Source organism: Streptomyces coeruleorubidus (assembly GCF_008705135.1).
Classification (GTDB): domain Bacteria; phylum Actinomycetota; class Actinomycetes; order Streptomycetales; family Streptomycetaceae; genus Streptomyces; species Streptomyces coeruleofuscus.
Genome location: NZ_CP023694.1, coordinates 2,710,059 through 2,732,774, shown reverse-complemented (window position 1 = coordinate 2,732,774; position 22,716 = coordinate 2,710,059). Strand labels below are relative to the sequence as shown.

22 protein-coding genes are annotated in these 22,716 nt (G+C 71.7%); 5 read left to right on the top strand and 17 right to left on the bottom strand.

The features are described 5' to 3' along the window. Positions 1-36: 36 nt before the first annotated feature. From CP976_RS12700 to glnA, 7 genes are all read right to left on the bottom strand, one after another. Positions 37-1,224, bottom strand: a complete 1,188-nt coding sequence (locus CP976_RS12700; RefSeq protein WP_150480454.1) for a winged helix DNA-binding domain-containing protein — start codon at positions 1,222-1,224, stop codon at positions 37-39. Between the two features lie 102 nt (positions 1,225-1,326). Further along, a complete protein-coding gene (locus tag CP976_RS12695; RefSeq protein ID WP_229875255.1) occupies positions 1,327-2,967 on the bottom strand; it encodes an alpha/beta fold hydrolase in 1,641 nt (546 codons plus the stop codon). Positions 2,968-3,059: 92 nt separating this feature from the next. Then, the gene (pspAB, locus tag CP976_RS12690) at positions 3,060-3,644 is read right to left on the bottom strand and encodes a PspA-associated protein PspAB (RefSeq protein ID WP_150480452.1); all 585 of its coding nucleotides are present in this window, start codon (positions 3,642-3,644) and stop codon (positions 3,060-3,062) included. Between the two features lie 6 nt (positions 3,645-3,650). Further along, positions 3,651-4,568, bottom strand: coding sequence for a zinc metalloprotease HtpX (gene htpX / locus CP976_RS12685; RefSeq protein ID WP_150480451.1), 918 nt, complete (start codon positions 4,566-4,568; stop codon positions 3,651-3,653). Positions 4,569-4,672: 104 nt separating this feature from the next. Further along, the gene (locus CP976_RS12680) at positions 4,673-5,044 is read right to left on the bottom strand and encodes a cupin domain-containing protein (RefSeq protein ID WP_150480450.1); all 372 of its coding nucleotides are present in this window, start codon (positions 5,042-5,044) and stop codon (positions 4,673-4,675) included. A gap of 46 nt (positions 5,045-5,090) precedes the next feature. Further along, positions 5,091-5,363 (bottom strand): SCO2583/SCO2584 N-terminal domain-containing protein, encoded by a 273-nt coding sequence (locus tag CP976_RS12675; RefSeq protein WP_150480449.1) that lies wholly within the window; start codon positions 5,361-5,363, stop codon positions 5,091-5,093. A 111-nt stretch (positions 5,364-5,474) separates the two neighbouring features. Next, a complete protein-coding gene (gene glnA / locus CP976_RS12670) occupies positions 5,475-6,884 on the bottom strand; it encodes a type I glutamate--ammonia ligase (protein ID WP_086854677.1) in 1,410 nt (469 codons plus the stop codon). Between the two features lie 210 nt (positions 6,885-7,094). On the opposite strand from glnA, the gene CP976_RS12665 reads away from it, so the two are divergent. After that, complete coding sequence (locus tag CP976_RS12665; protein WP_010037124.1) at positions 7,095-7,562, top strand: RDD family protein; 468 nt, start codon at positions 7,095-7,097, stop codon at positions 7,560-7,562. A 90-nt stretch (positions 7,563-7,652) separates the two neighbouring features. Here CP976_RS12665 and CP976_RS12660 read toward each other — a convergent pair whose 3' ends face one another. The 4 genes from CP976_RS12660 to lipB all read right to left on the bottom strand — a co-directional run bounded on the left by CP976_RS12660 (position 7,653) and on the right by lipB (position 10,771). Next, positions 7,653-8,357 (bottom strand): DUF4191 domain-containing protein, encoded by a 705-nt coding sequence (locus CP976_RS12660; RefSeq protein WP_150480448.1) that lies wholly within the window; start codon positions 8,355-8,357, stop codon positions 7,653-7,655. Between the two features lie 80 nt (positions 8,358-8,437). After that, entirely contained in the window at positions 8,438-8,650 is a 213-nt protein-coding gene (locus tag CP976_RS12655) for an SCO2195 family GlnR-regulated protein (RefSeq protein WP_059413702.1), read from the bottom strand. Between the two features lie 260 nt (positions 8,651-8,910). After that, positions 8,911-9,876 carry a lipoyl synthase gene (gene lipA / locus CP976_RS12650; RefSeq protein ID WP_150480447.1) on the bottom strand — a complete coding sequence of 322 codons (966 nt, stop codon included), beginning with the start codon at positions 9,874-9,876 and terminating at the stop codon, positions 8,911-8,913. 94 nt (positions 9,877-9,970) lie between these two features. Continuing rightward, complete coding sequence (gene lipB, locus CP976_RS12645) at positions 9,971-10,771, bottom strand: lipoyl(octanoyl) transferase LipB (RefSeq protein WP_150480446.1); 801 nt, start codon at positions 10,769-10,771, stop codon at positions 9,971-9,973. 238 nt (positions 10,772-11,009) lie between these two features. Here lipB and CP976_RS12640 point away from each other — a divergent pair, with 238 nt between their 5' ends. Beyond that, on the top strand, positions 11,010-12,482 hold the full coding sequence (locus tag CP976_RS12640) for an NsdA family TPR-like regulatory protein (protein WP_150480445.1): 1,473 nt from the start codon (positions 11,010-11,012) through the stop codon (positions 12,480-12,482). A gap of 63 nt (positions 12,483-12,545) precedes the next feature. Here CP976_RS12640 and CP976_RS12635 read toward each other — a convergent pair whose 3' ends face one another. Continuing rightward, on the bottom strand, positions 12,546-13,952 hold the full coding sequence (locus tag CP976_RS12635) for an NAD(P)/FAD-dependent oxidoreductase (protein WP_150480444.1): 1,407 nt from the start codon (positions 13,950-13,952) through the stop codon (positions 12,546-12,548). A 238-nt stretch (positions 13,953-14,190) separates the two neighbouring features. Then, positions 14,191-15,093, bottom strand: a complete 903-nt coding sequence (locus CP976_RS12630; protein ID WP_150480443.1) for a TIGR01777 family oxidoreductase — start codon at positions 15,091-15,093, stop codon at positions 14,191-14,193. Between the two features lie 70 nt (positions 15,094-15,163). Here CP976_RS12630 and CP976_RS12625 point away from each other — a divergent pair, with 70 nt between their 5' ends. Further along, complete coding sequence (locus tag CP976_RS12625) at positions 15,164-15,661, top strand: GNAT family N-acetyltransferase (RefSeq protein ID WP_150480442.1); 498 nt, start codon at positions 15,164-15,166, stop codon at positions 15,659-15,661. 13 nt (positions 15,662-15,674) lie between these two features. Here CP976_RS12625 and CP976_RS12620 read toward each other — a convergent pair whose 3' ends face one another. After that, a complete protein-coding gene (locus CP976_RS12620; RefSeq protein WP_150480441.1) occupies positions 15,675-16,859 on the bottom strand; it encodes a MarP family serine protease in 1,185 nt (394 codons plus the stop codon). 301 nt (positions 16,860-17,160) lie between these two features. Between CP976_RS12620 and CP976_RS12615 the strand changes: the two genes are divergently transcribed. After that, a complete protein-coding gene (locus CP976_RS12615; RefSeq protein WP_150485323.1) occupies positions 17,161-17,994 on the top strand; it encodes a peptidoglycan recognition protein family protein in 834 nt (277 codons plus the stop codon). Further along, positions 17,991-18,209, top strand: coding sequence for a hypothetical protein (locus CP976_RS12610; protein WP_150480440.1), 219 nt, complete (start codon positions 17,991-17,993; stop codon positions 18,207-18,209). The genes CP976_RS12615 and CP976_RS12610 overlap by 4 nt, the downstream gene beginning before the upstream one ends. Here the strand turns inward: CP976_RS12610 and CP976_RS12605 are convergent, their stop codons facing one another. From CP976_RS12605 to aceE, 3 genes are read right to left on the bottom strand one after another with little or no spacing between them, the layout of a single operon-like run. Beyond that, complete coding sequence (locus tag CP976_RS12605) at positions 18,210-18,728, bottom strand: DUF4240 domain-containing protein (protein ID WP_150485322.1); 519 nt, start codon at positions 18,726-18,728, stop codon at positions 18,210-18,212. It abuts the gene before it with no gap. Positions 18,729-18,784: 56 nt separating this feature from the next. Further along, on the bottom strand, positions 18,785-19,771 hold the full coding sequence (locus tag CP976_RS12600) for a helix-turn-helix transcriptional regulator (protein ID WP_150480439.1): 987 nt from the start codon (positions 19,769-19,771) through the stop codon (positions 18,785-18,787). 59 nt (positions 19,772-19,830) lie between these two features. Further along, positions 19,831-22,533, bottom strand: a complete 2,703-nt coding sequence (aceE, locus tag CP976_RS12595; protein WP_150480438.1) for a pyruvate dehydrogenase (acetyl-transferring), homodimeric type — start codon at positions 22,531-22,533, stop codon at positions 19,831-19,833. Between the last annotated feature and the right edge of the window lie 183 nt (positions 22,534-22,716).

Below are 22,716 nucleotides of genomic sequence, written 5' to 3'. Positions count from 1 at the left end.
GCGCCCCACCTCGCGAAGGCCCGACGCCCCTTCTGGCTACGCCGCCAGCTCCTTCTCCAGTGGTGTCCGGAAGCGGGGTGTGATCCTGGTCGTCCCCACCCACCCGCTCAGCCGCTCCGCTTCCTTCTCGATCGCGGCGAGCGCCTCCCGGCCCACCCCCTCCTCGTCGAGGATCCGCCAGACGATCTCCCCGCCGGGCCGCTGGGCCCACCCGCCGACCACGCGGCCGTTCCACCACACCGTCGGCCCGACGTTCCCGCTGCGGTCGAACAGCCGGGGCCGCAGTTCCGGCGCGAGATACCAGTCGCGCTGCTGCCACCCCATCGCCGTCGGGTCGAGGGCGGGCAGCAGTGCGGCCCAGGGCTCGCCGGGCGCGGTCACCTCGTCGACGTCGCCGTCGGTCACGTATCCCGTGCCCTCGTCCAGCGACACCGGCTGCGCCCCGATCGCGGACAGCGCCCGGCGGACGTCCGTCACGCGCCATCCCGTCCACCACTTCAGATCGGCCTCGGTCGCCGGACCGCACGCCGCGAGCCACAGTCCCAGCAACTCCGCCTGCGCCTGCGCCGGGTCCAGTTCGGGGTGCTCGGGCGCCACCGCCCAGCGGAACTGGCTGGACGTCCAGGAGCCGAGCGGCCGGCCGCGTACGACCTTCCCCTCGACGCCCAGCACCCTCAGCAGCCGGGTCGAGACCGTGTGCAGGCCCTCGTAGCTCTTGCCGGCCGCGTACACGAACTGCTCCCGCAACCGCGGCTCGTCCTGGGCGAGTTCGGAGGCCGTGGCCTGCCCGCGCCGGGCGAGTGCCGCCAGCGCCGCATCCTCGACCTCCTTCAGCCAGGCCGCGTCCGGCGCCCCGGCCGCCGCCATGTCCTTGAGCAGCGCGGCCCGCTCCCGGGCGGCGACCGCCAGGCCGGTCGAGGCGTGCACGACGGCGGTGAGGGCCGTGGGGAACACGAACACCGTGTGCCGCATGCCGTGCATCCGCACCAGGGAACGGTCGTCGTACAGGGCGCGCCCGGTCTCCGCCACCGTCCTCGCGGGGTCCGCCAGCCGCGCGCCCACGGCCAGGTACACCGCAGCCGGGTCCGTGCCGTGCAGGGCGACGAGCGAACCGGCGACCTCCTCGGGAGTTCCCGCCCGCGCCTGCCCGGCCAGCCGCTGCCGCGACGCGAGCCGGGCCCGCCGCTCCGCCACCCCGATGTACCGCTGCGCCCTACCGCCCATACCGGCCTCCAGTCGTCACATCGCTCCGGCCATCGCTCCGATCCGACCGCATCATCGCGAACACCACTGACAATCGGCCGTCACCCGCACCACCACCGCCTCTCAGGCGTACCGCTCCAGCAGGCCGGCCACATACGCCTCCAGCCGCCCGGCCAGCACCTCCGGCGTCAGATCGATCCGGCCCAGCTCCCGCCACGGGCCCGCCAGCTTCACCGCGTCGGGGGCGTAGGCCAGGGCGTCGAGCAGCCGCCAGTACAGGTGGTCCGAGCCGTCGGCCTGCCGGTGGCCGCCGTGGGCCTCGTAGCGCTCCCGGAAACCGAGGCCGCACTCCGAGCCGTACAACAGCGCGAGGGCCGTCGAGCAGTGGGCGACGTCCAGGTCGGCGGGACCCCACGAGGTCTCCACCCAGTCGACGACACCGCTGATCCGCAGGCCGGCCCCCGAGCCGGTGAACAGCACGTTGCCCGGATGGAAGTCGCGGTGCAGGAAGCAGCCCTCGTACGGCGGTGGGTCGCGGCGGATCACGTCCACCGCTCGTTCCCACAGCGCACCCTCGGGCGCGAGCACCCGCTCAGGGGACGTCCAGGCCTGGTACAGCCGCGGACGCTGCTCGGGGACGACCCGGTGGATCCGGGCGAGCTGGGCCGCCAGCAGGTCCACCCGCGGGTCGAGGTCCTCCTCGTCCACCCGGACCCGGCCAGGCAGTGCGGACATCAGCAGGGACGGATGGTCGCAGTGCTCGGCGGTCGCGTCCACGCCGATCAGCTCGGCGGCCGGCACGCCCTCCTGCTCCGCCAAGAGCGTGAGAATCTCCGCCTCGCGGGCCAGCAGCCCGGGCGCGTGCCGCCGGAAGAAGGGCTTCACGAAGGTCCGCAGCGCCAGCTCGGTGCCGTCGTCGAGGGTGAGCCGCCGCATCTGGGCGCTCCAACCACCGCTCAGGAAAGCCGACTTGTCGACCGTACGGCCCTCCGGCAGCTCCTTGGCCACCCACGCGCGCGTGGCCGTCCAGCCCTGCTCACCCAGCCCGGCCAGAACAGCCGTGACGAACTCCCGCACATCGCCGGGGTGGTCGCGGAACCACAGGCCCAACCGGTGCTCCGCCTCCGGGAGTTCCCAGTGGGTGAACTGGGCGCTCCGGGCCAGCGCCTCCGAGACGGCCTCCGTCACGGCGGGCGGGATGACCTCGTCCGTGCCCGGCACCGCCAGCACCGCTCGCCCCTCGTACCTCCTCAGGACGTCGAGCGCGGGCGACTCCCGCCAGCTTCCGGGCCGCCGGATGATCTCGCTGAACCGCCCGTCACCCGCACCGAACGGCACGTCCCACGCCTGAGCCGCGTACACCGCCGGCGCGCACAGCCCCAGTGCCGCCACCCGGTCCCCGTAGTGCCGGACGAGATCGGCCACCGTCTGGCCGCTCATGCTGAAGCCGACGAGGACCAGCGGCCCGTCCACGCGCGCGTGCGCGTCGATGACGGACACGGCCTGCTCGAAGCGGCGGCGCAGGCTCAGCTCGGGCAGCAGGCCGGTGCTCTCCCCGTGCCCGGAGAAGTCGAAGGCGAGGGCGTGGCAGCCGTGCGCGGCGAACTCCGACAGCAACGGCAGCAGCCGCTCCTTGCTGCCGTTGCCCGCGCCGTGCAGCAGTACGGCGGTCGCCCTGGCCGGCTCACCCGGGCCGGTGCCGCCGGACAGCCCGCTGAGTCGTTCACCGTCGACGGCATGTGTGAAGGGGATCAGCTCACTCATACGGCCATTCATTCACGCGGCCGGGCCTTGTGAGGGGTGATCACACAGGGCGATCACACAGGGCAATCACACGGGCCAATCACACGGGTCGATCACAGACCCGGCGCTCCCCACACCGGGAACCAGCGACCCAGGTCCTGCTCGATCGGCAGGTCGCCGGCGATCGCCGCCCGCACTTGGAGCTCCAGCGCGTTGTCACGCCGCTGGGGTTCTCCCCGCAGGGGCGCGAACGGGTAGAAGGTGCCGCGCTTGTAGAGGTAGACCAGCGCGAGCCGCCGGCCCGACCGGTCCCCGAACCCGGCCAGGGAGCACAGCAGTTGGGGGCCGAACCCGTTCACCTCCATCTGGCTGTTCACGGCGTGCAGGTCCGTCACCAGCGGTGCGAGCTGGTCGGGGGCGCGGTGCGAGACCAGCCAGGAGTAGCCGTAGTCGTCCTGCCGCAGTTCCACCGGCGGGCCGTCGCGGTCGCGGTCCGCGTCCAGCAGCGCCCGCACCTCGCGGTGAGTCTGCTCGAAGGCCGCGCCCTCGACCGTGGCGAAGCACACCGCGCCCTGCCCGGTCGGGGTGAAGCCCGCCGCGGCCTCCAGCGTCACGGCTGCCGACGGCAGCGCGAAGAGCCGGTCGAGATCCGGCGCGACCGGCTTGGTCCGGCCGAGCAGAATGTCCAGCAGCCCCATCCCCGCTCACACCCCTCCGGGCGCCGCCGCCTCGCCCAGCTCGGCGGAGATCCGGCCCAGCTGGTCGAGCCGCTGCTCCAGGCTCGGATGCGTCGAGAAGAGCCGCGCGACACCGGGCTCGCGGCCCAGCGCCGGAGTGAAGTAGAAGGCGTTGAACGCCTGGGCCGTGCGCAGGTCCTTCGTCGGGATGCGGGCGATGTCCCCCGACACCTTGGTGAGGGCGGAGGCCAGCGCCGAGGGCCGGCCGGTGAGCAGCGCGGCCGCGCGGTCCGCGGCCAGCTCCCGGTACCGGGACAGGGACCGGATGAGCAGGAAGCTCACCGCGTACACGGCCGCCGACACGCCCATCACCGCGGCGAAGACCACCGCCGTGTTCTGGTCCCTGCGGCCCCCGCCGAACAACTGAGAGTAGAAGGCGAACCGCACGATCAGCCCCGCGAGCACACCGAGGAACGAGGCGACCGTGATCACCGCGACGTCCTTGTGCGCCACGTGCGACAACTCGTGCGCGAGCACGCCCTCCAGCTCGGCCGGCTCCAGGCGCCTGAGCAGCCCGGTCGTCACACAGACCACGGCATGGTCGGGGTTCCGCCCCGTCGCGAACGCGTTCGGCATGTCCATATCGGACACGGCCACCACCGGCTTGGGCATGTCCGCGATGGCGCACAGCCGGTCCACGACCCCGTGCAGCTCGGGATACTCCTCGCGCTCCACGACCCGCCCGCGCATCCCGAACAGCGCGACCCGGTCCGAGAACCAGTACTGGGCCCCGAGCACCGCCGCCGCGACGACCACGACCAGCACCCACGACTTCAGCAGCACGATCAGCGCCGCGACGAACCCCACGTACACCAGCCCGAGCAGGAACAGTGTGATCCCCATACGGGTGGTCAACCGCCGGTCGCTCCGGAAACGGCTGTGCATCTGCATCACCCCGCAGTCAGGCACTCGTCCCTCTGCCAGTGTGCACCCGCCCCCGCCCATGAACGGGTCGCGATCACCCCTGGGCCAGGCAAAGCCGTCAGCCGTCAGCCGTCTCCGGCCACCGCGTACCCGGGCACGGACGGCCACCGGACCGTCAGCACCACCGACTCCTCCTCGGCGAACCAGGAGTGATCGACCCCGCGCCCCCACACGACGTAGTCCCCCTGCCGCTCCAGCAGGACACTGCGGCCGGGGAGTTCCACCCGGAACCGCCCACTGACGAGAACCAGCAGCGCGGTCCGCTCCTCACCCCGCACCCACTGCGACCGTTCGTCACCGGCCGGGTGGACACCCCACTTGACCTCGACGGCCTCGCTGTGGCGCGGATCGCCGACGTCCTTGAAGTGCCCGAGGAGCCACCCCCGGTCCAGCGCCGCGTCCGTGCCCGCGTTGCCCACGTACACACCGTCATCCACGTGGCCGGACGCTAGCAGCCGCCGCCTGACCGGCCCCGCGCAGGCTCTAGTACGGCGCCCGGAAGTTGATGTACCCGAGCAGCACGATCACCGCGGCCACACAGCCGAGCACCACGACCGTCGACACCCACGACGAGCGCGACCGACGACCAGACCCCCTGTGGTCGGGCTCGGGCCGGAAGGGCACGGGCCCGGGCGGATTGTGCTTCCAGCGCGCGGCGAGCATTCGGGCCCGCGCGGAGGGCTCCTTGTGCTCGGCGCTGTCCGCCCATCTGAGGTCGAACTCGCGCTCCTGGCCGTCCTGTTCGTGCTCGGGCATTCCCTCTCCACCCCCGTGTGGGTCCTGCCAGCAGAATAGAACATACGACCGCGCCCTCGCTGTCCGTACGGGCAGCGAGGGCGCGGTCGTGGTGTCTCGATCAGGCGTCGATCACACGTCGAAGTACAGCTCGAACTCGTGCGGGTGCGGACGCAGCTGAAGCGGCGCGATCTCGTTCGTGCGCTTGTAGTCGATCCACGTCTCGATCAGGTCCGGCGTGAACACGTCGCCCTGGAGGAGGAACTCGTGGTCGGCCTCGAGGGAGTCGAGGACGGCCGGGAGCGAGGTCGGGACCTGCGGGACGCCCGCGTGCTCCTCGGGAGCCAGCTCGTACAGGTCCTTGTCGATCGGCTCGGCCGGCTCGATCTTGTTCTTGATGCCGTCCAGGCCCGCGAGCAGCAGCGCCGAGAACGCCAGGTACGGGTTGCCGGAGGAGTCGGGCGCGCGGAACTCGACGCGCTTGGCCTTCGGGTTCGAGCCCGTGATCGGGATACGCATGGCCGCGGAGCGGTTGCGCTGCGAGTAGACCAGGTTCACCGGGGCCTCGAAGCCGGGGACCAGGCGGTGGTACGAGTTCACCGTCGGGTTGGTGAAGGCCAGCAGCGACGGGGCGTGCTTGAGGATGCCGCCGATGTAGTAGCGGGCGGTGTCCGACAGGCCCGCGTAACCGGCCTCGTCGTAGAAGAGCGGGGAGCCGCCCGTCCACAGGGACTGGTGGACGTGCATGCCCGAGCCGTTGTCACCGAAGATCGGCTTCGGCATGAAGGTCGCCGTCTTGCCGTTCTTCCACGCCACGTTCTTCACGATGTACTTGAAGAGCTGGAGGTCGTCGGCGGCGGCAAGCAGCGTGTTGAACTTGTAGTTGATCTCGGCCTGGCCGGCGGTGCCCACCTCGTGGTGCTGGCGCTCGACCTGAAGGCCGGCGCGGTTCAGCTCCAGGGAGATCTCGGCGCGCAGGTCGGCGAAGTGGTCGACCGGCGGGACCGGGAAGTAGCCGCCCTTGTAGCGGACCTTGTAACCACGGTTGTCCTCGAGGGCGCCGGTGTTCCAGGCGCCGGCCTCGGAGTCGATGTGGTAGAAGGACTCGTTCGCGGTGGTCGCGAAGCGGACGGAGTCGAAGACGTAGAACTCGGCCTCGGGACCGAAGTACGCCGTGTCCGCGATACCGGTGGAGGCCAGGTAGGCCTCGGCCTTCTTCGCCACGTTGCGCGGGTCACGGGAGTACTGCTCGCCCGTGATCGGGTCGTGGATGAAGAAGTTGATGTTCAGCGTCTTGTCACGGCGGAACGGGTCGACACGGGCGGTCGACAGGTCGGCGCGCAGCGCCATGTCGGACTCGTGAATGGCCTGGAAGCCGCGGATGGACGAGCCGTCGAAGGCCAGCTCCTCGTCCGCGTCGAACGCCTCAGCAGGCACGGTGAAGTGCTGCATCACGCCCGGCAGGTCGCAGAAGCGGACGTCGATGAACTTGACGTCCTCGTCCGCGATGAACTTCTTGGCCTCGTCGGCGTTCTGGAACATCCAGCTCCTCCTACTCCCGACCGTCCCGCCGGGGTGGTAGTTCGTTCGTGCGGCCAGTGCGGGTGGCACACGCTGACCTCGACCCTAGGGACGGGTGGTTTCTCGGGCGTGACTCATTTGTTTCGCACAAGTTAACCGGCTCACCTTCCACCGTAGCCCCGACGCACCCCGCCGTGCCCTGGTCATTTCCGGGCGCAGTACCGTGGACGGGTGGACAACAGGCAAGCACTCGGATCGTGGCTTTCCGGGCCCCGCGCGGCCGCGGAAGAGGCCGGTGTCGACTTCGGATACCGGGGTGAGCAGCTCGGTCTGCCCGAGGAGGGACCCGGCTCGATCGCCCGCCCGGGGCGGCGGCTCGGCGCCCTCGCCGTGGACTGGGGCCTGAGCCTCCTGATCGCATACGGTCTCATCACCCAGAGCTACAACGAAGCGGCCCAGATCTGGGCACCGCTCATCATGTTCGCCCTGATGGTGCTCACGGTCGGCACGGTCGGCTTCACACCGGGCAAGCGGCTCCTCGGCCTGCGGGTGCTCGCCCTGGACACCGGCCGCGTCAGCCCGTGGCGCGCGGTGCTGCGCACGGTCCTGCTCTTCCTCGCGATCCCCGCCCTGATCTGGGACCGCGACGGCCGTGGCCTGCACGACCGGCTGGCGGGCACGGTCGAGGTCCGCATCTGACACGCACGAACGGACATGAACGAACGGACATGAGTGAAGGGGCGGCCGGATCACTCCGGCCGCCCCTTCACTCATGTGGTGTGCGGGTCGTCAGCGCGCCTTCGGCCCGCCGCCCTTCGGCATCCGCATGCCCTTGGGCATCGGCCCCTTCGGCAGCGGCATGTTGCTCATCAGGTCGCCCAGGGCACGCAGCCGGTCGTTGGTGGCGGTGACCTGCGGGCCGGTCAGCACGCGGGGCAGCTTCAGCATGGTCGTGCGCAGCTTCTTCAGCTCGACCTGGCCCTCGCCCGTGCCCACGACCAAGTCGTGCACCGGGACGTCCGCGACGATGCGGTTCATCTTCTTCTTCTCGGCGGCGAGCAGGGACTTCACCCGGTTCGGGTTGCCCTCGGCGACCAGCACGATGCCGGCCTTGCCGACCGCGCGGTGCACCACGTCCTGGTTGCGGTTCATCGCCACCGCGGGGGTCGTCGTCCACCCCCGGCCGATGTTGTCGAGCACCGCCGCCGCGGCACCGGGCTGGCCTTCCATCTGCCCGAAGGCGGCCCGCTCGGCCCGGCGCCCGAACACGATCGCCGTCGCGAGGAAGGCGAGCAGGAGGCCCAGGATGCCGGCATAGATGGGGTGACCGATCAAGAAACCGATCGCGAGGAAGACACCGAAGGTGACGATTCCGACTGTCGCGAGTACAAGACCGATCTTCTTGTCGGCCCTGCGGGTCATCTTGTAGGTCAGGGCGATCTGCTTCAGTCGCCCGGGGTTCGCAGCGTCCGCTGCGGTTTCCTTCCTCGCCATGACCCGAAGTCTACGTGGCCCCACAAGCGCCTTCGACGGCAGTGTCCGCGGGAGCGCTCGCGGGGGAGGGGGGGCGGGCCTCAGGGGTGGACGGAGAGGGACCGGGAGACGGACTGATCGAGGACGCGCTGCGCCTCGACCCGGTCCTTGGCGCGACGGCGGTCCTCCAGCACGGAGGTCCAGGCGTTGCGGCGGGCGGTGCGCTGACCGCTGCTCAGCAGCAGCGACTCGACGGCACGCAGGGCGGTGGTGAAGGACGGAATCGCGGTGGCGCGAACGGGCGCGGCCTGCATGGGTGAGGTCCCCCCTCGGGAGCGGTGTACGTGCTGTGAGTTCAGCGTCACTGATTGGTGTTACCAGGGCATGACCGGCCGGTCAAACACCCATGAAGCCCTGGTTGGGAACCGTCGAACGGCGACGCGGTCCTGACATGTGCCCTCATCTGCGAGGACGGTCAGGACCGCGTCAAATCGGTCGCTACCGGCGGGTAGGTTCTTGTGCGCGAATTCACACGCTTGTCCCACTCTTCATGGGGAAGAACGGTGACGGTTCGTCAGACCGCCTGGGCCGCGATGCGCGCGTCCCGCTGCTCCATGGCCATCTGGTAGAGCCGCCCGGCGCGGTACGAGGACCGCACCAGCGGGCCCGACATCACACCGGAGAAGCCGATCTGCTCGGCCTCCTCCTTGAGCTCCACGAACTCGTGCGGCTTGACCCAGCGCTCCACCGGGTGGTGGCGCACGGAGGGCCGCAGGTACTGCGTGATGGTGACCAGCTCGCAGCCCGCCTCGTGCAGCTGCTTCAGCGCCTCGCTGACCTCCTCACGGGTCTCGCCCATGCCGAGGATGAGGTTCGACTTGGTGACCAGGCCGTAGTCGCGGGCCTCGGTGATGACCTTCAGGGAGCGCTCGTAGCGGAAGCCGGGGCGGATCCGCTTGAAGATCCGCGGGACCGTCTCGACGTTGTGCGCGAAGACCTCGGGACGGGAGGAGAAGACCTCCTCGAGCAGCTCCGGGACGGCGTTGAAGTCGGGCGCGAGCAGCTCGACCTTCGTCCGGCCGGCCTCGCGCTCGGCCGTCTGCTGGTGGATCTGGCGGACCGTCTCCGCGTACAGCCAGGCGCCGCCGTCCTCCAGGTCGTCGCGGGCGACGCCGGTGATCGTGGCGTAGTTCAGGTCCATGGTGACCACCGACTCGCCCACGCGGCGGGGCTCGTCGCGGTCGAGCGCCTCGGGCTTGCCGGTGTCGATCTGGCAGAAGTCACAGCGCCGCGTGCACTGGTCGCCGCCGATGAGGAACGTGGCCTCGCGGTCCTCCCAGCACTCGTAGATGTTGGGGCAGCCGGCTTCCTGGCAGACCGTGTGCAGGCCCTCGCTCTTCACGAGGTTCTGCATCTTGGTGTACTCGGGGCCCATTTTCGCCCGGGTCTTGATCCACTCGGGCTTGCGCTCGATGGGGGTCTGGCTGTTGCGGACCTCCAGGCGCAGCATCTTGCGTCCGTCGGGTGCGACTGCGGACACGACCGGCTCCCTAGCGATTGATTCTTCGGCGTCCTCAAGGGTACGCCCGTTGATTTGAAAGCCTGTGTGGGTGCCAGCCCCTCCACAGCCCGTTTTATGCCGCCGGTGTCTTCTCGATCTCCCGGGGCTTCAGCTCGGCGTTCTCCAGGACGTCCCTCAGGTGCCGCTCGACGACCGGCAGGACCTCCTCGATCGTGACGTCGCGACCCAGTTCGTTCGCCAGGGAGGCGACCCCCGCGTCACGGATGCCGCACGGGATGATCCGGTCGAACCACTTGTTGTCCGGGTTCACGTTGAGCGCGAAGCCGTGCATGGTGACGCCCTTGGCCACGCGGATGCCGATCGCGGCGATCTTGCGGTCCTCGCGGCGCTGACCCGCGTTGGAGGGCGCGTACTCCGGGCCGTTCAGGCGCGGGTCGAACTCCTCGTCGTGCAGCCGCGGGTCGAAGTCCAGGGCCAGGCCCCCCAGCGCCGGGCGCTGCTCGACCGGATCGCCCAGGACCCACACCCCGCTGCGGCCCTCGACCCGGGTGGTCTCCAGACCGAACTCCGCGCAGGTGCGGATCAGGGCCTCTTCGAGGCGGCGTACGTGGGCCACGACATCCACCGGGCGCGGGAGCTTCTGGATCGGGTAGCCCACGAGCTGGCCGGGGCCGTGCCAGGTGATCTTGCCTCCGCGGTCCACGTCGACGACCGGCGTGCCGTCGAGGGGCCGCTCGTTGTCCGCCGTGCGCCGTCCCGCCGTGTAGACAGGGGGATGCTCCAGGAGCAGCACGGTGTCGGGGACCTCGTCCGCGAAGCGCGCCGCGTGCACCCGGCGCTGCTCGTCCCACGCCTCCCGGTACTCGACGGCCTCGTCACCGAACCCCATGCGGACGAACCGCAACCCACTCACGGCAAGCGCCTCCCTCGGACGGGTGTGTCAGGCACGTATCGCGCCCAAGCCACTGTACGTCCGGCCCGGACGCGTCAGTCCTGGGGGCAATCCTCACACGATCGGATGAATGTCCGCGAAAATGTGTGATGGGGTGTTTACTCTCCGCTACATTCGCGCCGTCCAGCAAGCCATAAGGCCTGCTCACAGGCAATCCGGCAGATCACCCACACCGGAAGGCAGGAGACCGCACCGCACCATGACGGAACGACCCGCGCAGCGCACCCCCAACCGACAGCTCGCCGCGCTCATCGCAGAAGCGGGGTTCTCCAACGCGGGTCTCGCCCGTCGCGTGGATCAGCTCGGTCTCGAACACGGGCTCGACCTGAGATACGACAAGACATCCGTCACCCGGTGGCTGCGCGGCCAGCAGCCCAGGGGTACCACGCCCGCGCTGATCGCCGAGGTCTTCACCCGGCGCCTGGGCCGCCGCCTCACCGCCCAGGACCTCGGCCTGGACGCCTGCGCGCCCGTCTACGCGGGGCTGGAGTTCGCGTCCACCCCCGAGGAGGCCGTCGACATCGTCAGCGGGCTGTGGCGCAAGGACTCCGGCAGCCACGCCGAGCTGCGCAAGATCGCCTTCACACCGGCCGGGCTCGTCGTGCCCAGCCGGGACTGGCTGATCGGCCGGGCCGACGAGAAGGTGGCCCGCGGGGAGCCGCCCGCCGCCCGCATCCCGGCCCAGGGCCGCACCGCCCTGCGGCCCCCGGCCGAGCCGGGCGTGCCGTCCCCGCCCCGCCAGCGGGGGCAGGCCGAACGCGGACCCGGCCAGAAGGTGACCGCCGGCGACATCGCCGCCCTGCGCTCGGTCGGCGAGCTGTTCCGCACTCTCGACGACGCCTACGGCGGCGGCCACGCCCGCCAGGCCCTCGTGCGCTATCTGGAGCACGAGTGCGAGCCCATGCTGCGCGGCACCTACGGCGAGCAGACCGGCCGCCGGCTGTTCGCCGCCGCCGCCGACCTGACCCGGCTCGCGGGCTGGACGTCGTACGACATCGCCGCGCACGGCCTCGCCCAGCGCTACTTCGTGCAGGCGCTCCGGCTCGCCCAGGCGGCCGGGGACCGGACGTACGGGGCGTACGTGCTGGTCACCATGAGCCGGCAGGCCGTCTACCTCGGGCACGGGCGGGAGGCGGTGCAGCTCGCGCGTGTGGCCCAGCAGGGTGTCGGCACCTCCGCGCCGCCCGTCGTGCAGGCCCTGTTGCACTGCTCCGAGGCGCGCGGACACGGCGTGCTCGGCGAGGTGCGGGCCTGCACGGCCGCACTGGTCCGCGCCGAGCGCGCCCTGGAGACGGCCCGGCCGGGGGACGACGTACCGCACTGGGCGAAGTTCTTCGACGAGGCGCAGCTCGCCGACGAGTTCGGGCACTGCCACCGGGACCTTCAGCAGTTCCGCGCCGCCGCCCAGCACGCGGAACGCTCACTCCAGCTCCGCGCCCCGTCCTACGCCCGCAGCCGCCTCTTCTGCCGCGTCGTCCTCGCCACCGCCCGCCTCGGCCTCGGCGAACTCGACCAGGCCTGCCAACTGGCCGCGGAGGCGGCGGGGCAGGCGGCGGAGATGCGCTCGGTACGGGCGGTGGAGTATGTGAGGGACTTCGAGCGGCGATTGGAGCCGTACAAGGACGCGGCACCGGTGCGGACTTACCGCGACAAGGTAGCGGCCCTTGGGTAGAGGCCCTTAGGGGCGCGGGGAACTGCGCGAACAACCCCCACGCGCCCGCACCCGACGAAATACCTATGCAGCCCGGGGCACGGTCGGCACAGGGTCGGCAACATGCATCGACCGCCCCGCCCCCAAGTCCGCCAAGATCGCCGCGGATGCCCGATGCCCGGAGTGCAGAGCGCCCTGGACAGTACTGGTATCCCGGTGATCCCCACACACGTACAGCCCGGCCAACAACCGCACCGGCCGCCGCAGATCATGCGGCGGCCGCATCGCCGGCACGGCCTCCGCCGTCCGGTACACACCCAACGTCTCCCACCGGGCCGTCGACACCCCGTACAGCCGCGCCAGATGCATCCGCACGGCCGTGTCCACATCCCCCGGCGGCCGCCCCAGCACCGTCGAGGACACCAGCGCCCGCCCCGCCGGAGCCCGGGACGGATCGATCTGGCTGACCACCGCCGTATGCGCGACCGGCCCACCCAGGTCCGCGTCGAGCAACAGCGACGCCCCCGTCCCCGGCGGCTCGTCGGTCGTGTGGTGGACGACCGTCACCGGATGGAACTCCGGCACCCGCAGCCCGGGCAGGAGCTCGGCCGCGGCCCTCGCGTCCGTCGCCACCAGCACCGCCCGGCACCGGATCTCACCGTGCTCGGCGGTGGTCACCGAGGTCGTCGCCACGGAGGTGACGCGCACGCCCGTGTGCACCGTGCCGGCCGGCAACATCCGGGCCAGCAGCTCAGGCAGGGCCTCGGCGCCGCCCTCCGGCAGGCACAGCCGGCCGCTCGCGAAGGCGCGCAGCGCGAGGTCCGCGCACCGGCTGGACGTCGTCAGGTCCGGGTCGCACAGCAGCGCGGCGAGCAGCGGACGCAGGAAGCCGTCGATCGTCCGGGCGGGCAGCCCGCGGGCCGCCAGGGCCTCGCCGGCGGGCAGTTCCGGGCGGGCCAGCAGCCGTTCGGCCGGGGTGCCCGCAAGCCGGGTCAGAGCGGCTCCCAGGCGGGCCTGGTCGACCGCCGTGCCCAGCGGGGCACCGGACCGGCTCCGGGGCACGGAGACCTGCCGTCCGGGAACCGCCACCGGCCTCCTGGGCGGCCTGGGCGCGGACGGCGACCGGGGGGCGCTCGCCAGGGCGCGCACCGCGTGTAGTGCGCCCCGCGCGCCCCCTGTGCCCGCCTGGACGCCCGCGCGATGGTGCCGTCCGTCGCCGTACAGCAGGACACCGGGCGCGAAGGGGCGCAGCACGAGGGTGCCGAGGCCGGGTGTCAGCCGTAGTTCCGGGTATGCCGTGGACAGCAACTGGCCGATTCTGTCGAGCCGGAAGCCGTCCACCTTCTCCGTCGCCATGCGGCCGCCCACCCCGTGGGCGGCCTCCAGGACCATGGTCGTCACTCCTGCGCTGGTCAGCCGGTGCGCGGCCGAGAGTCCGGCGACCCCGGCCCCCACGACGACCACGTCCGCCTGGTAAGCGGGCTCAAGCACGTGCCCCTCCTCGAGGTTGCGCGGGCGCTGGAGACGTCATGCCCTCAACAGGCCCCAGGGATACGCGAGTTCTGGTCGAGGGTAGGGCCGCGATCGGTCAGGGGGAGTCGCGCATCGGCAGGGCACGGTCGCACAGCGGTCGCATACGGAGGTCTTCTGGGCGTGAAGTGGTCACAGGGGGCTGGTGTGCGGCGCGGAAGGTTGTCTCGGAACCGTCGGTCGCCGTCCCGGGGGCCCGTCACAACGCCGCCCGGATCGCCCCCTCGATCTCCGGGAAGGCGAACCGGAACCCCGACTCCAGCAGTCGCGTGGGCAGGATCCGGGCGCTGCCGAGCACATCCCCGGCCATCTCACCGAGCACGTTCCGCAGGACGGGCGCGGGCACGGCGAACAGCGTCGGGCGGTGCAGCACGCGCCCCATCACGGCCGTGATCTCACGGTTCGTCAGGGGGTTCGGGGCGGTGATGTTGAACGGTCCGGACAGGCCGTCGGTGTCGATGAGATGCCGGATCGCGGCGACCTCGTCGTGCAGCGCGACGAACGACCAGTACTGCCGCCCGTCGCCCATCCGCCCGCCGAGCCCGGCCCGGAACAGCGGGAACAGCCGCCCCCAGGCACCGCCCTCACGGGACACGACCAGCCCGGTCCTGGTGAACACCGTGCGCACGCCGGCCTCCTGGGCGGGTGTGGTGGCGGCCTCCCACTCCACGCACAGCTCGGGCAGGAAGCCCTCGCCCGCCGGCGCGCTCTCGTCGACGGCCCGGTCCCCGGTCTCGCCGTAGTAGCCGATGGCGCTGCCGTTCACGAAGACCCGCGGCCGGTCCTTCTCGTCCAGCGAGGCGACCGCCCGGGCGAGCGCCGCCGTGCCGTTCACCCTGCTGTCGCGGATCCGCTGCTTGTAGGCGTCCGTCCAGCGGCGGTTGCCGACCCCCGCGCCGGCCAGGTTCACCACCGCGTCGCACCCGGCGAGCCCGGCCGCGTCCGCGCGCCCGCCCTCGGGATCCCACCGGACCTCGTCCGCCGTCCGGGGCGTACGGCGCACGAGGCGCACCACCTCGTGCCCGTCCGCGGCCAGGGATCGCGCCAGGGCGCCGCCGATGAGGCCGGAGGCGCCGGCCACTGCGATACGTGAGCGTTCCATGTGCCCATCCTGCCCGGCAGCCGCCTGAATCCCCTGTCGGGCCACGGTCCTGCGACCTAGGGTGACGCCCATGCCCGAGCGCAGCGAACTCCGTATCCGCACCGCCGTGCCCGATGACGGCGAAGGGCTGGCGCTGCTGGACCGTCTCGCGTGGTCGCACCTGCACGCGGTGATGCCCCGGCCGCAGCCGCCGTACCCGCCGTTCTTCAGCGAGCGGCACACCCCCGAGGACTGCCTGGTCGCCGAACTCGGTGACCGCCTGGCGGGCTACGTACATCTCGGCTTCCCGACGCCGGTCGAGGCGAACCGGCACGTCCGGCAGATCCAGGGCCTCGCCGTCTCGGAGGAGGTGCGCGGCCGGGGTGTCGGGCGGGCGCTGGTCCGGGCCGCCGTGGACGAGGCCCGCCGGCGCGGCGCCCGCCGCCTCACCCTGCGCGTCCTCGCCCACAACACCCCGGCCCGGGGGCTCTACGAGGCCGAGGGATTCGTGGTGGAGGGGATCCTGCCCGAGGAGTTCCTGCTCGACGGGACGTACGTCGACGATGTGCTGATGGGGCGCTCCCTCTGAGCTCGGACGATCCTCAGGACTCGGCCAGCTCGCCCGTGTCCACCGGCGCCGTCGCGCTCGCCGCACGCTCGGCGTCGGAGGAGACCTCGGCCGCCGTCAGCACGTAGCCCGTCTCGGCGTCGGAGGTGGAGCGGGCGAAGACCACGCCGAAGACGCGGCCGTCCGTGGTGAGGAGGGGGCCGCCGGAGTTGCCGGGGCGGACGGTGGAGCGGATCGAGTAGATCTCGCGGGTGACGGTGTCGTCGTTGTAGATGTTCTGGCCCGTCGCCCGGACCCGGTTCGCGACCGTCGCCGCCTGGAGGTTCAGGTCGCCGTCCTGCGGATAGCCCGCGACGACCGCCGAGTCGCCGCGCCGGGCCTGGTCGTCGAAGCGGAGCACGGGCGCCTTGAGACCCGGCACGTACAGCACGGCCACGTCCTTCTGCGGGTCGAAGAGCACCACCCGCGCCTCGTACGTCCGCCCGACCCCGCCTATCTGCACGGTCGGCTCGTCGATGCCCGCCACTACGTGGGCGTTGGTCATCACGTGCTCCCGCGCGTACACGAACCCGCTGCCCTCGCGGCCCTGGGTGCCCGCGACGCCCTCGACCTTGACCGTGCTCAGCTTGGCGGCGTTGGTGGCGGCCGCCGTGACGCTGTCGCCGGAGGGCTCGGCGACCTCGGCGGTCGACTCGTTCTCGAAGGGGTTGAAGACCTGCGGGAAGCCCGCCTCGGTCAGCGCGGACGTGGCACCCGAGAACCAGGCCGGCGTGGTGTCCGGCATCGTCCGCTGCACGGCGCCGAGCAGCCGCGAGTCCCGGATCGCCGAGGTGACCAGCGGCGACGAGGAAGCGCCCAGGACGCTCGCGGCCACCCACGCCACGATGAGGACCGCGACCGCGTTGGCCACCGCCCCGCCGATCCCGTCCGCCACGCGAAGCGGACCCCGGTCCAGCTCCCGCCGCAGCCTGAGCGCGAGGCGCCCCGCCAGCTCGTGCCCCACCACCGCCGGGAGCAGCACCGTGAGCACCGCCGTCACCGTCGCGCGCGTCGTGGCCGGCGGCACCAGGTCCATCACCCACGGCAGGATCCACACGCCGACGACCGCACCGCCCACGAAGCCCGCGAGCGACACACAGCCGGCCACCAGCCCGCGCCGGTAGCCGGATGCCGCGTAGGCCAGGACGACCAGCAACAGCAGGATGTCGAGCAGGTCCACGCACGCCTTCTTTCTCTCGGAACCCCCTTAGAGGGTGTTGAAAGTGCCCCTAAGTACGTGGGGGAAGGGCCCGGTGATCAGTTACACGCGCGTGGATGATCAGAACCGGCCACGCGCGCGTGCACTCGGAAAAACGTCGCGGACCGTGACGATGGTTCCACCGGGTGGCACATCACACATCGCGGACGGACCGGATCAGGCCGACAGTGGGATCATGCGTGTCTTGCGAAGACGGCGGGGTACGCGCAGGCACCGCGCCGCCGGGACACCCGGCATAGCCGGACCGCCGCGCGCGGCGCGGGTGCTGCTCGGCTGCCTGCCGGGCGTCGCCGCCGTCGTGGCGCTGGTGCTGTGCGCCCACGGCGTCGAGCACGCCGCCGAGACCAGCGGCCGCACGGCGACGCACCGCCCTGCCGCCACGCCCTACGCGGCGCCGCGCCCGCAGATCGTGCCGCGATCGCAGTGGCTGGGCGACGCCGCCCGCAAGCAGCCGCGCCCCCGCTACGACGACCGGGTCGCCGCCGTCTTCGTCCACCACACCGACTCGCCGAACGGCTACGACTGCGCCGACGCGCCCCGCATCATCCGCGACCTCTACACCGGCCAGACCGGCACCCGCGACTGGGACGACATCGGCTACAACTTCGTCGTCGACCGCTGCGGCACCGTCTACGAGGGCCGCGCCGGCGGCGTCGAACGGGCCGTCACCGGCGCCCACACCCAGGGTTTCAACCACGGCACCACCGGCATCGCCGCCCTCGGCACCTTCACCGCGGGCATGCCCGTGCCCCGGGCGATGACCCACGCCATCGCCGCGCTGTCCGCCTGGAAGCTGGGCCTGACCGGCACCGACCCGCGGGCGAGCGTCCGTCTGGTCTCCAGCAACGGCCTGAGCCGGTACGCGGCCGGCACCACCGCCGAGCTGCCCGCCCTCGCCGGCCACAACGACGGCTACATGACCAGTTGCCCGGGCGCCGCCCTGCACGCCCGGCTGCCGGAGATCAGGCGACTGGCCGCCCGCTTGCAGGGCCGGCCGACGGGTCCACAGGAAGGCCACAGCCGGCGCGCAGGGTCCTCAGATCCCGGCGCCCTACGGTCACCAGCACAGGCAGCCGACCGGAGGTGGGGACCATGAACAACGGGCGTACGAGGAACCCGGGGATCCGAGCCGGGGTCACACGCGGCCCCTGGGCGGTGCTCTGCGCGGTCGCGACCGTCGTCCTGGGCCCGGCCGCGGCCACCGCGTCCGCCCTCGACCAGGCCAACGCCGCCCCCCTGCACCAGGCGGTCACAGCCGACCGGACACACGCGTACCCGCCGTCCGACACGAGCCGCCGCCGGGCCGCCTGATCAGCCCCGAAAGCGATCCCACAGCCGGGGATAGCGCTCGGCGAGCAGGTCCTCGTTCTCGAAGTCGAGCGGCGTGCCCTCGGGTTCCGGGGGCGCCGGCGGGATTCCCAGATCGGGGGCGACCGTGCCGGTGAGCTGCTCGTAGGCCTCGTCCGCCGCGTAGCCGAGCTCCTCGCCGTCGCCGTCGATCTCCTCGTCGAAGTCGCCCAGCAGATCGGCGAGCGAGTCCGGATCGTGCACGGCGCCCTCGAAGACATGGCGGCCCTGACCGATCAGCCAGCACCGGAAGAAGTCGAAGGCGTCGTCGCTCGCCCCGTCGAGCAGCACCCAGGCGGCCCCCCACAGGTCCCACCGGTAGGCGCGGTTGTAGCGGGACTCGAAGTGCCGGGCGAAGTCCAGGACCGAGTCCGGGTCCTTCTGCGTGAGCCGCTCCACGAGCAGGTCGGCCTGCTCCTCCGGGTCGCCCTCGGCGGCCTCCCGGGTGTCGTCCACCAGCTCCCAGAACTCCGTCTCGTCCATCACGGGTCCAGCATCGGCCCTGGGGCACAGGGGCGCACCCGGAGTGCGCGGGATCGTTATACGCCGTCCTGGGGGTGGTACAGCCCGGCCAGCCGCAGCGCGTCCCCCGCGAACCGCTCGCGCAGGCTCTCGGGCGCCAGTACCTCCACCTCCGGGCCCAGCGCCGTGAGCTGGCTGTGGGCGACCTCCTCGGACTCCACCGGAAGGGCCACCGTCACCCAGCCGTCGTCGTCCGGGGCGTCCGCGTCCGCCAGGGCCTCGCGGGCGGACAGCGAGTCGAGGGCGTACGGCAGCCGGCGCACACCGTCGGGGGACAGCCGGACCACGACCCGGGCGCGCAGGATGGACCGCGCGAACTGCTCCGCCCGTTCCTCCCAGAAGGCCGGCAGGTCGAACTCCGGCTCCCGCTCGAAGCGCTCCCCGGCCGTGTCCACCGCCGTGAACCGGTCGATTCGGTACACCCGGAAGGACCCGCCCCCGGCCACCCGTGCGCACAGGTACCAGACGCCCGCCTTCAGCACGAGCCCGTACGGCTCCAGCTCCCGGACGACCTCGTCCTCACCGCGCCGGTAGCGCGCGGCGACCCGCCGGTCGTCCCACACCGCGTCGGCGACCTCCGGCAGCAGCACGGGTGTCTTCGGCTCCTTGAACCAGTCCGGCGCGTCCAGGTGGAACCGCTGGGCCGCCGTCCTCGACGCGTCCCGCAAGGAGGGCAGCAGAGCGGCCGACACCTTCAGCTGGGCTGCCGAGGCGGCGTCCTCCAGGCCCATCTCGCGCAGCGCCCCCGGCACCCCGGACAGGAACAGCGCCTCGGCCTCGCTGCGGTGCAGCCCGGTCAGCCGTGTCCGGTACCCGCCGACCAGCCGGTAGCCGCCGGCCCGGCCCCGGTCCGCGTACACGGGCACACCCGCCTCCGACAGGGCCTGGGCGTCCCGTGTGACCGTCCGCTCCGACACCTCCAGCTCACGGGCGAGCTCGGCGGCCGTCATGGAGGGCCGGGACTGGAGCAGCAGCACCATCTTGATGAGCCGGGCAGCGCGCATGCAGCACATCATGCAGGAGGAGGCCCCCGCCGCAGCGGGAGCCTCCTGCCTCGCAGCTCTTACAGACCGTACTTCGCGCGCGCTTCCTTCACGGCCGTGGCCTTGACCTCGCCGCGCTTGGCGAGCTGGGCCAGGGCCGCGACGACGATCGACTCGGCGTCGACGCCGAAGTGGCGGCGGGCCGCCTCGCGGGTGTCCGAGAGGCCGAAGCCGTCGGCGCCCAGCGAGGACCAGTCCTGCTCGACCCACTGCGCGATCTGGTCCGGGACCTGGCGCATGTAGTCGGAGACCGCCAGCACCGGGCCCTCGGCGCCCTGGAGCGCCTGCCGGACGAACGGCATCCGCTCCTCGCCGCGCAGCAGCGCCTCGTCCGCCTCCAGGGCGTCCCGGCGCAGCTCGCTCCACGAGGTCGCCGACCAGACGTCGGCCGCCACGCCCCACTCCTCGGCAAGGAGCTGCTGGGCCTTGAGCGCCCAGTGGATCGCCGTACCGGAGCCGAGCAGCTGGATCCGCGGGGCGTTGGCCGGGGGCGTGATGCCCGCCGACTCCGCCGTGTTGAAGCGGTACAGGCCCTTGACGATGCCCTCGTCGATGCCGTCGACGGACGGCTTCGCGGGCTGCGGCAGCGGCTCGTTGTAGACGGTCAGGTAGTAGAAGACGTTCTGGTCCTCACCCGGGGCCGCCTCGCCGTACATCCGGCGCAGGCCCTCCTTGACGATGGCCGCGACCTCGTACGCGAACGCCGGGTCGTACGTCAGCGCCGCCGGGTTCGTCGCGGCGATGACGGGGGAGTGGCCGTCGGCGTGCTGGAGGCCCTCACCGGTCAGCGTCGTACGGCCCGCCGTGGCGCCCACGAGGAAACCGCGGCCGAGCTGGTCGCCGAGCTGCCACATCTGGTCGGCCGTGCGCTGCCAGCCGAACATGGAGTAGAAGATGTAGAACGGGATCATCGTCTCGCCGTGCGTCGCGTACGACGTCGAAGCGGCGATGAAGTCGGCCATCGAACCGGCCTCGGTGATCCCCTCGTTGAGGATCTGGCCGTTGCGGGCCTCCTTGTAGTACATCAGCTGGTCGCGGTCGACCGGCTCGTACGTCTGGCCCTTGGGCGAGTAGATGCCCAGGGACGGGAAGAGGCTCTCCATACCGAAGGTGCGCGCCTCGTCCGGGACGATCGGCACCCAGCGCTTGCCGGTCTCCTTGTCGCGGACCAGGTCCTTCACCAGGCGGACGAACGCCATGGTGGTGGCCACGTTCTGCGAGCCGGAGCCCTTGTCGAAGGAGGCGAACGCCTTCTCCGCCGGGGCGGGCAGCGGCGCGACCGGGTGGACGCGGCGGGCCGGGGCCGGACCGCCGAGGGCGGCACGCCGCTCCTGGAGGTAGCGGACCTCGGGGGAGTCGGCGCCCGGGTGGCCGTAGGGCACCACGCCGTCGACGAAGTCGCTGTCCTTGATCGGCAGGCCGAGCAGGTCGCGCATGTTCTTGAACTCGTCCACCGTCAGCTTCTTCATCTGGTGGTTGGCGTTCTTCGACGCGAAGCCCTCGCCGAGGGTGTGGCCCTTGACCGTCTGGGCCAGGATCACGGTCGGCGCGCCCTTGTGCTCGACGGCCGCCTTGTACGCGGCGTACACCTTGCGCGCCTCGTGACCGCCGCGCGAGAAGTGGAAGCACTCGAGGATCTTGTCGTCGCTCAGCAGCTTCGCCATCTCCGCCAGCGCCGGGTCGCCGCCGAAGAAGTCCTGGCGGATGTAGGCGGCGTCGCGGGTCTGGTACGTCTGGATCTGCGCGTCCGGTACCTGGCGCAGGCGGCGTACGAGCGCGCCCGTGGTGTCCAGCCGGAACAGCTCGTCCCAGGCCGTGCCCCACAGCGTCTTGATGACGTTCCAGCCGGCGCCGCGGAACTGGGCCTCCAGCTCCTGCACGATCTTGAAGTTGGCGCGGACCGGGCCGTCGAGGCGCTGGAGGTTGCAGTTGATGACGAACGTGAGGTTGTCCAGCTCCTCACGGGCCGCCAGCGCGAGGGCCGCCGTCGACTCGGGCTCGTCCATCTCGCCGTCACCGAGGAACGCCCACACGTGCGAGGCGGAGGTGTCCTTGATGCCGCGGTTGGTGAGGTAGCGGTTGAAGCGCGCCTGGTAGATGGCGGAGAGCGGGCCCAGACCCATGGAGACGGTCGGGAACTCCCACAGCCAGGGCAGTCGGCGCGGGTGCGGGTAGGAGGGCAGGCCGTTGCCGCCCGACTCGCGGCGGAAGTTGTCGAGTTGCTCCTCGTTCAGACGGCCGTCGAGGAACGCGCGGGCGTAGATGCCGGGGGAGGCGTGGCCCTGGATGTAGAGCTGGTCGCCGGAGCCGTCGGCCTCCTTGCCTTTGAAGAAGTGGTTGAAGCCGGTCTCGTACAGCCAGGCGGCGGAGGCGAAGGTGGCGATGTGGCCGCCGACGCCGTACTTGCTGCCCCGGGTGACCATCGCGGCCGCGTTCCAGCGGTTCCACGCGGTGATCCGCTGCTCCATCGCCTCGTCACCGGGCACGGCCGGCTCGGCGGCGGTGGGGATGGAGTTGACGTAGTCCGTCTCCAGGAGCTTCGGCAGCGCGATGCCGGCGCCCTCGGCGCGCTCCAGCGTGCGCCGCATCAGATACGCGGCACGGTGCGGCCCGGCCGCCTCGGTCACCGCGTCCAGGGAGGCCTGCCATTCGGCGGTCTCCTCCGGGTCCCGGTCCGGGAGCTGGTCGAGCTCGCTCGGCTGGATGGCGTTGGGGTCGGTCATGTCGCCGCCTTCCTCAGTCGAAGGGGGTTCCCTCACGTAAGGGGATCGGGGGTGCCCTTTGTCTTTGGCAGGACAGGGCTGGAGCTTGGGTGGCAAGCCCGTCGGCGACTGTAACTCGCTGATCGATGATCGATCAAAGGGTTGAGGAGCAAAACCTCTTGATCACGAGAAAGTAGGCACGGG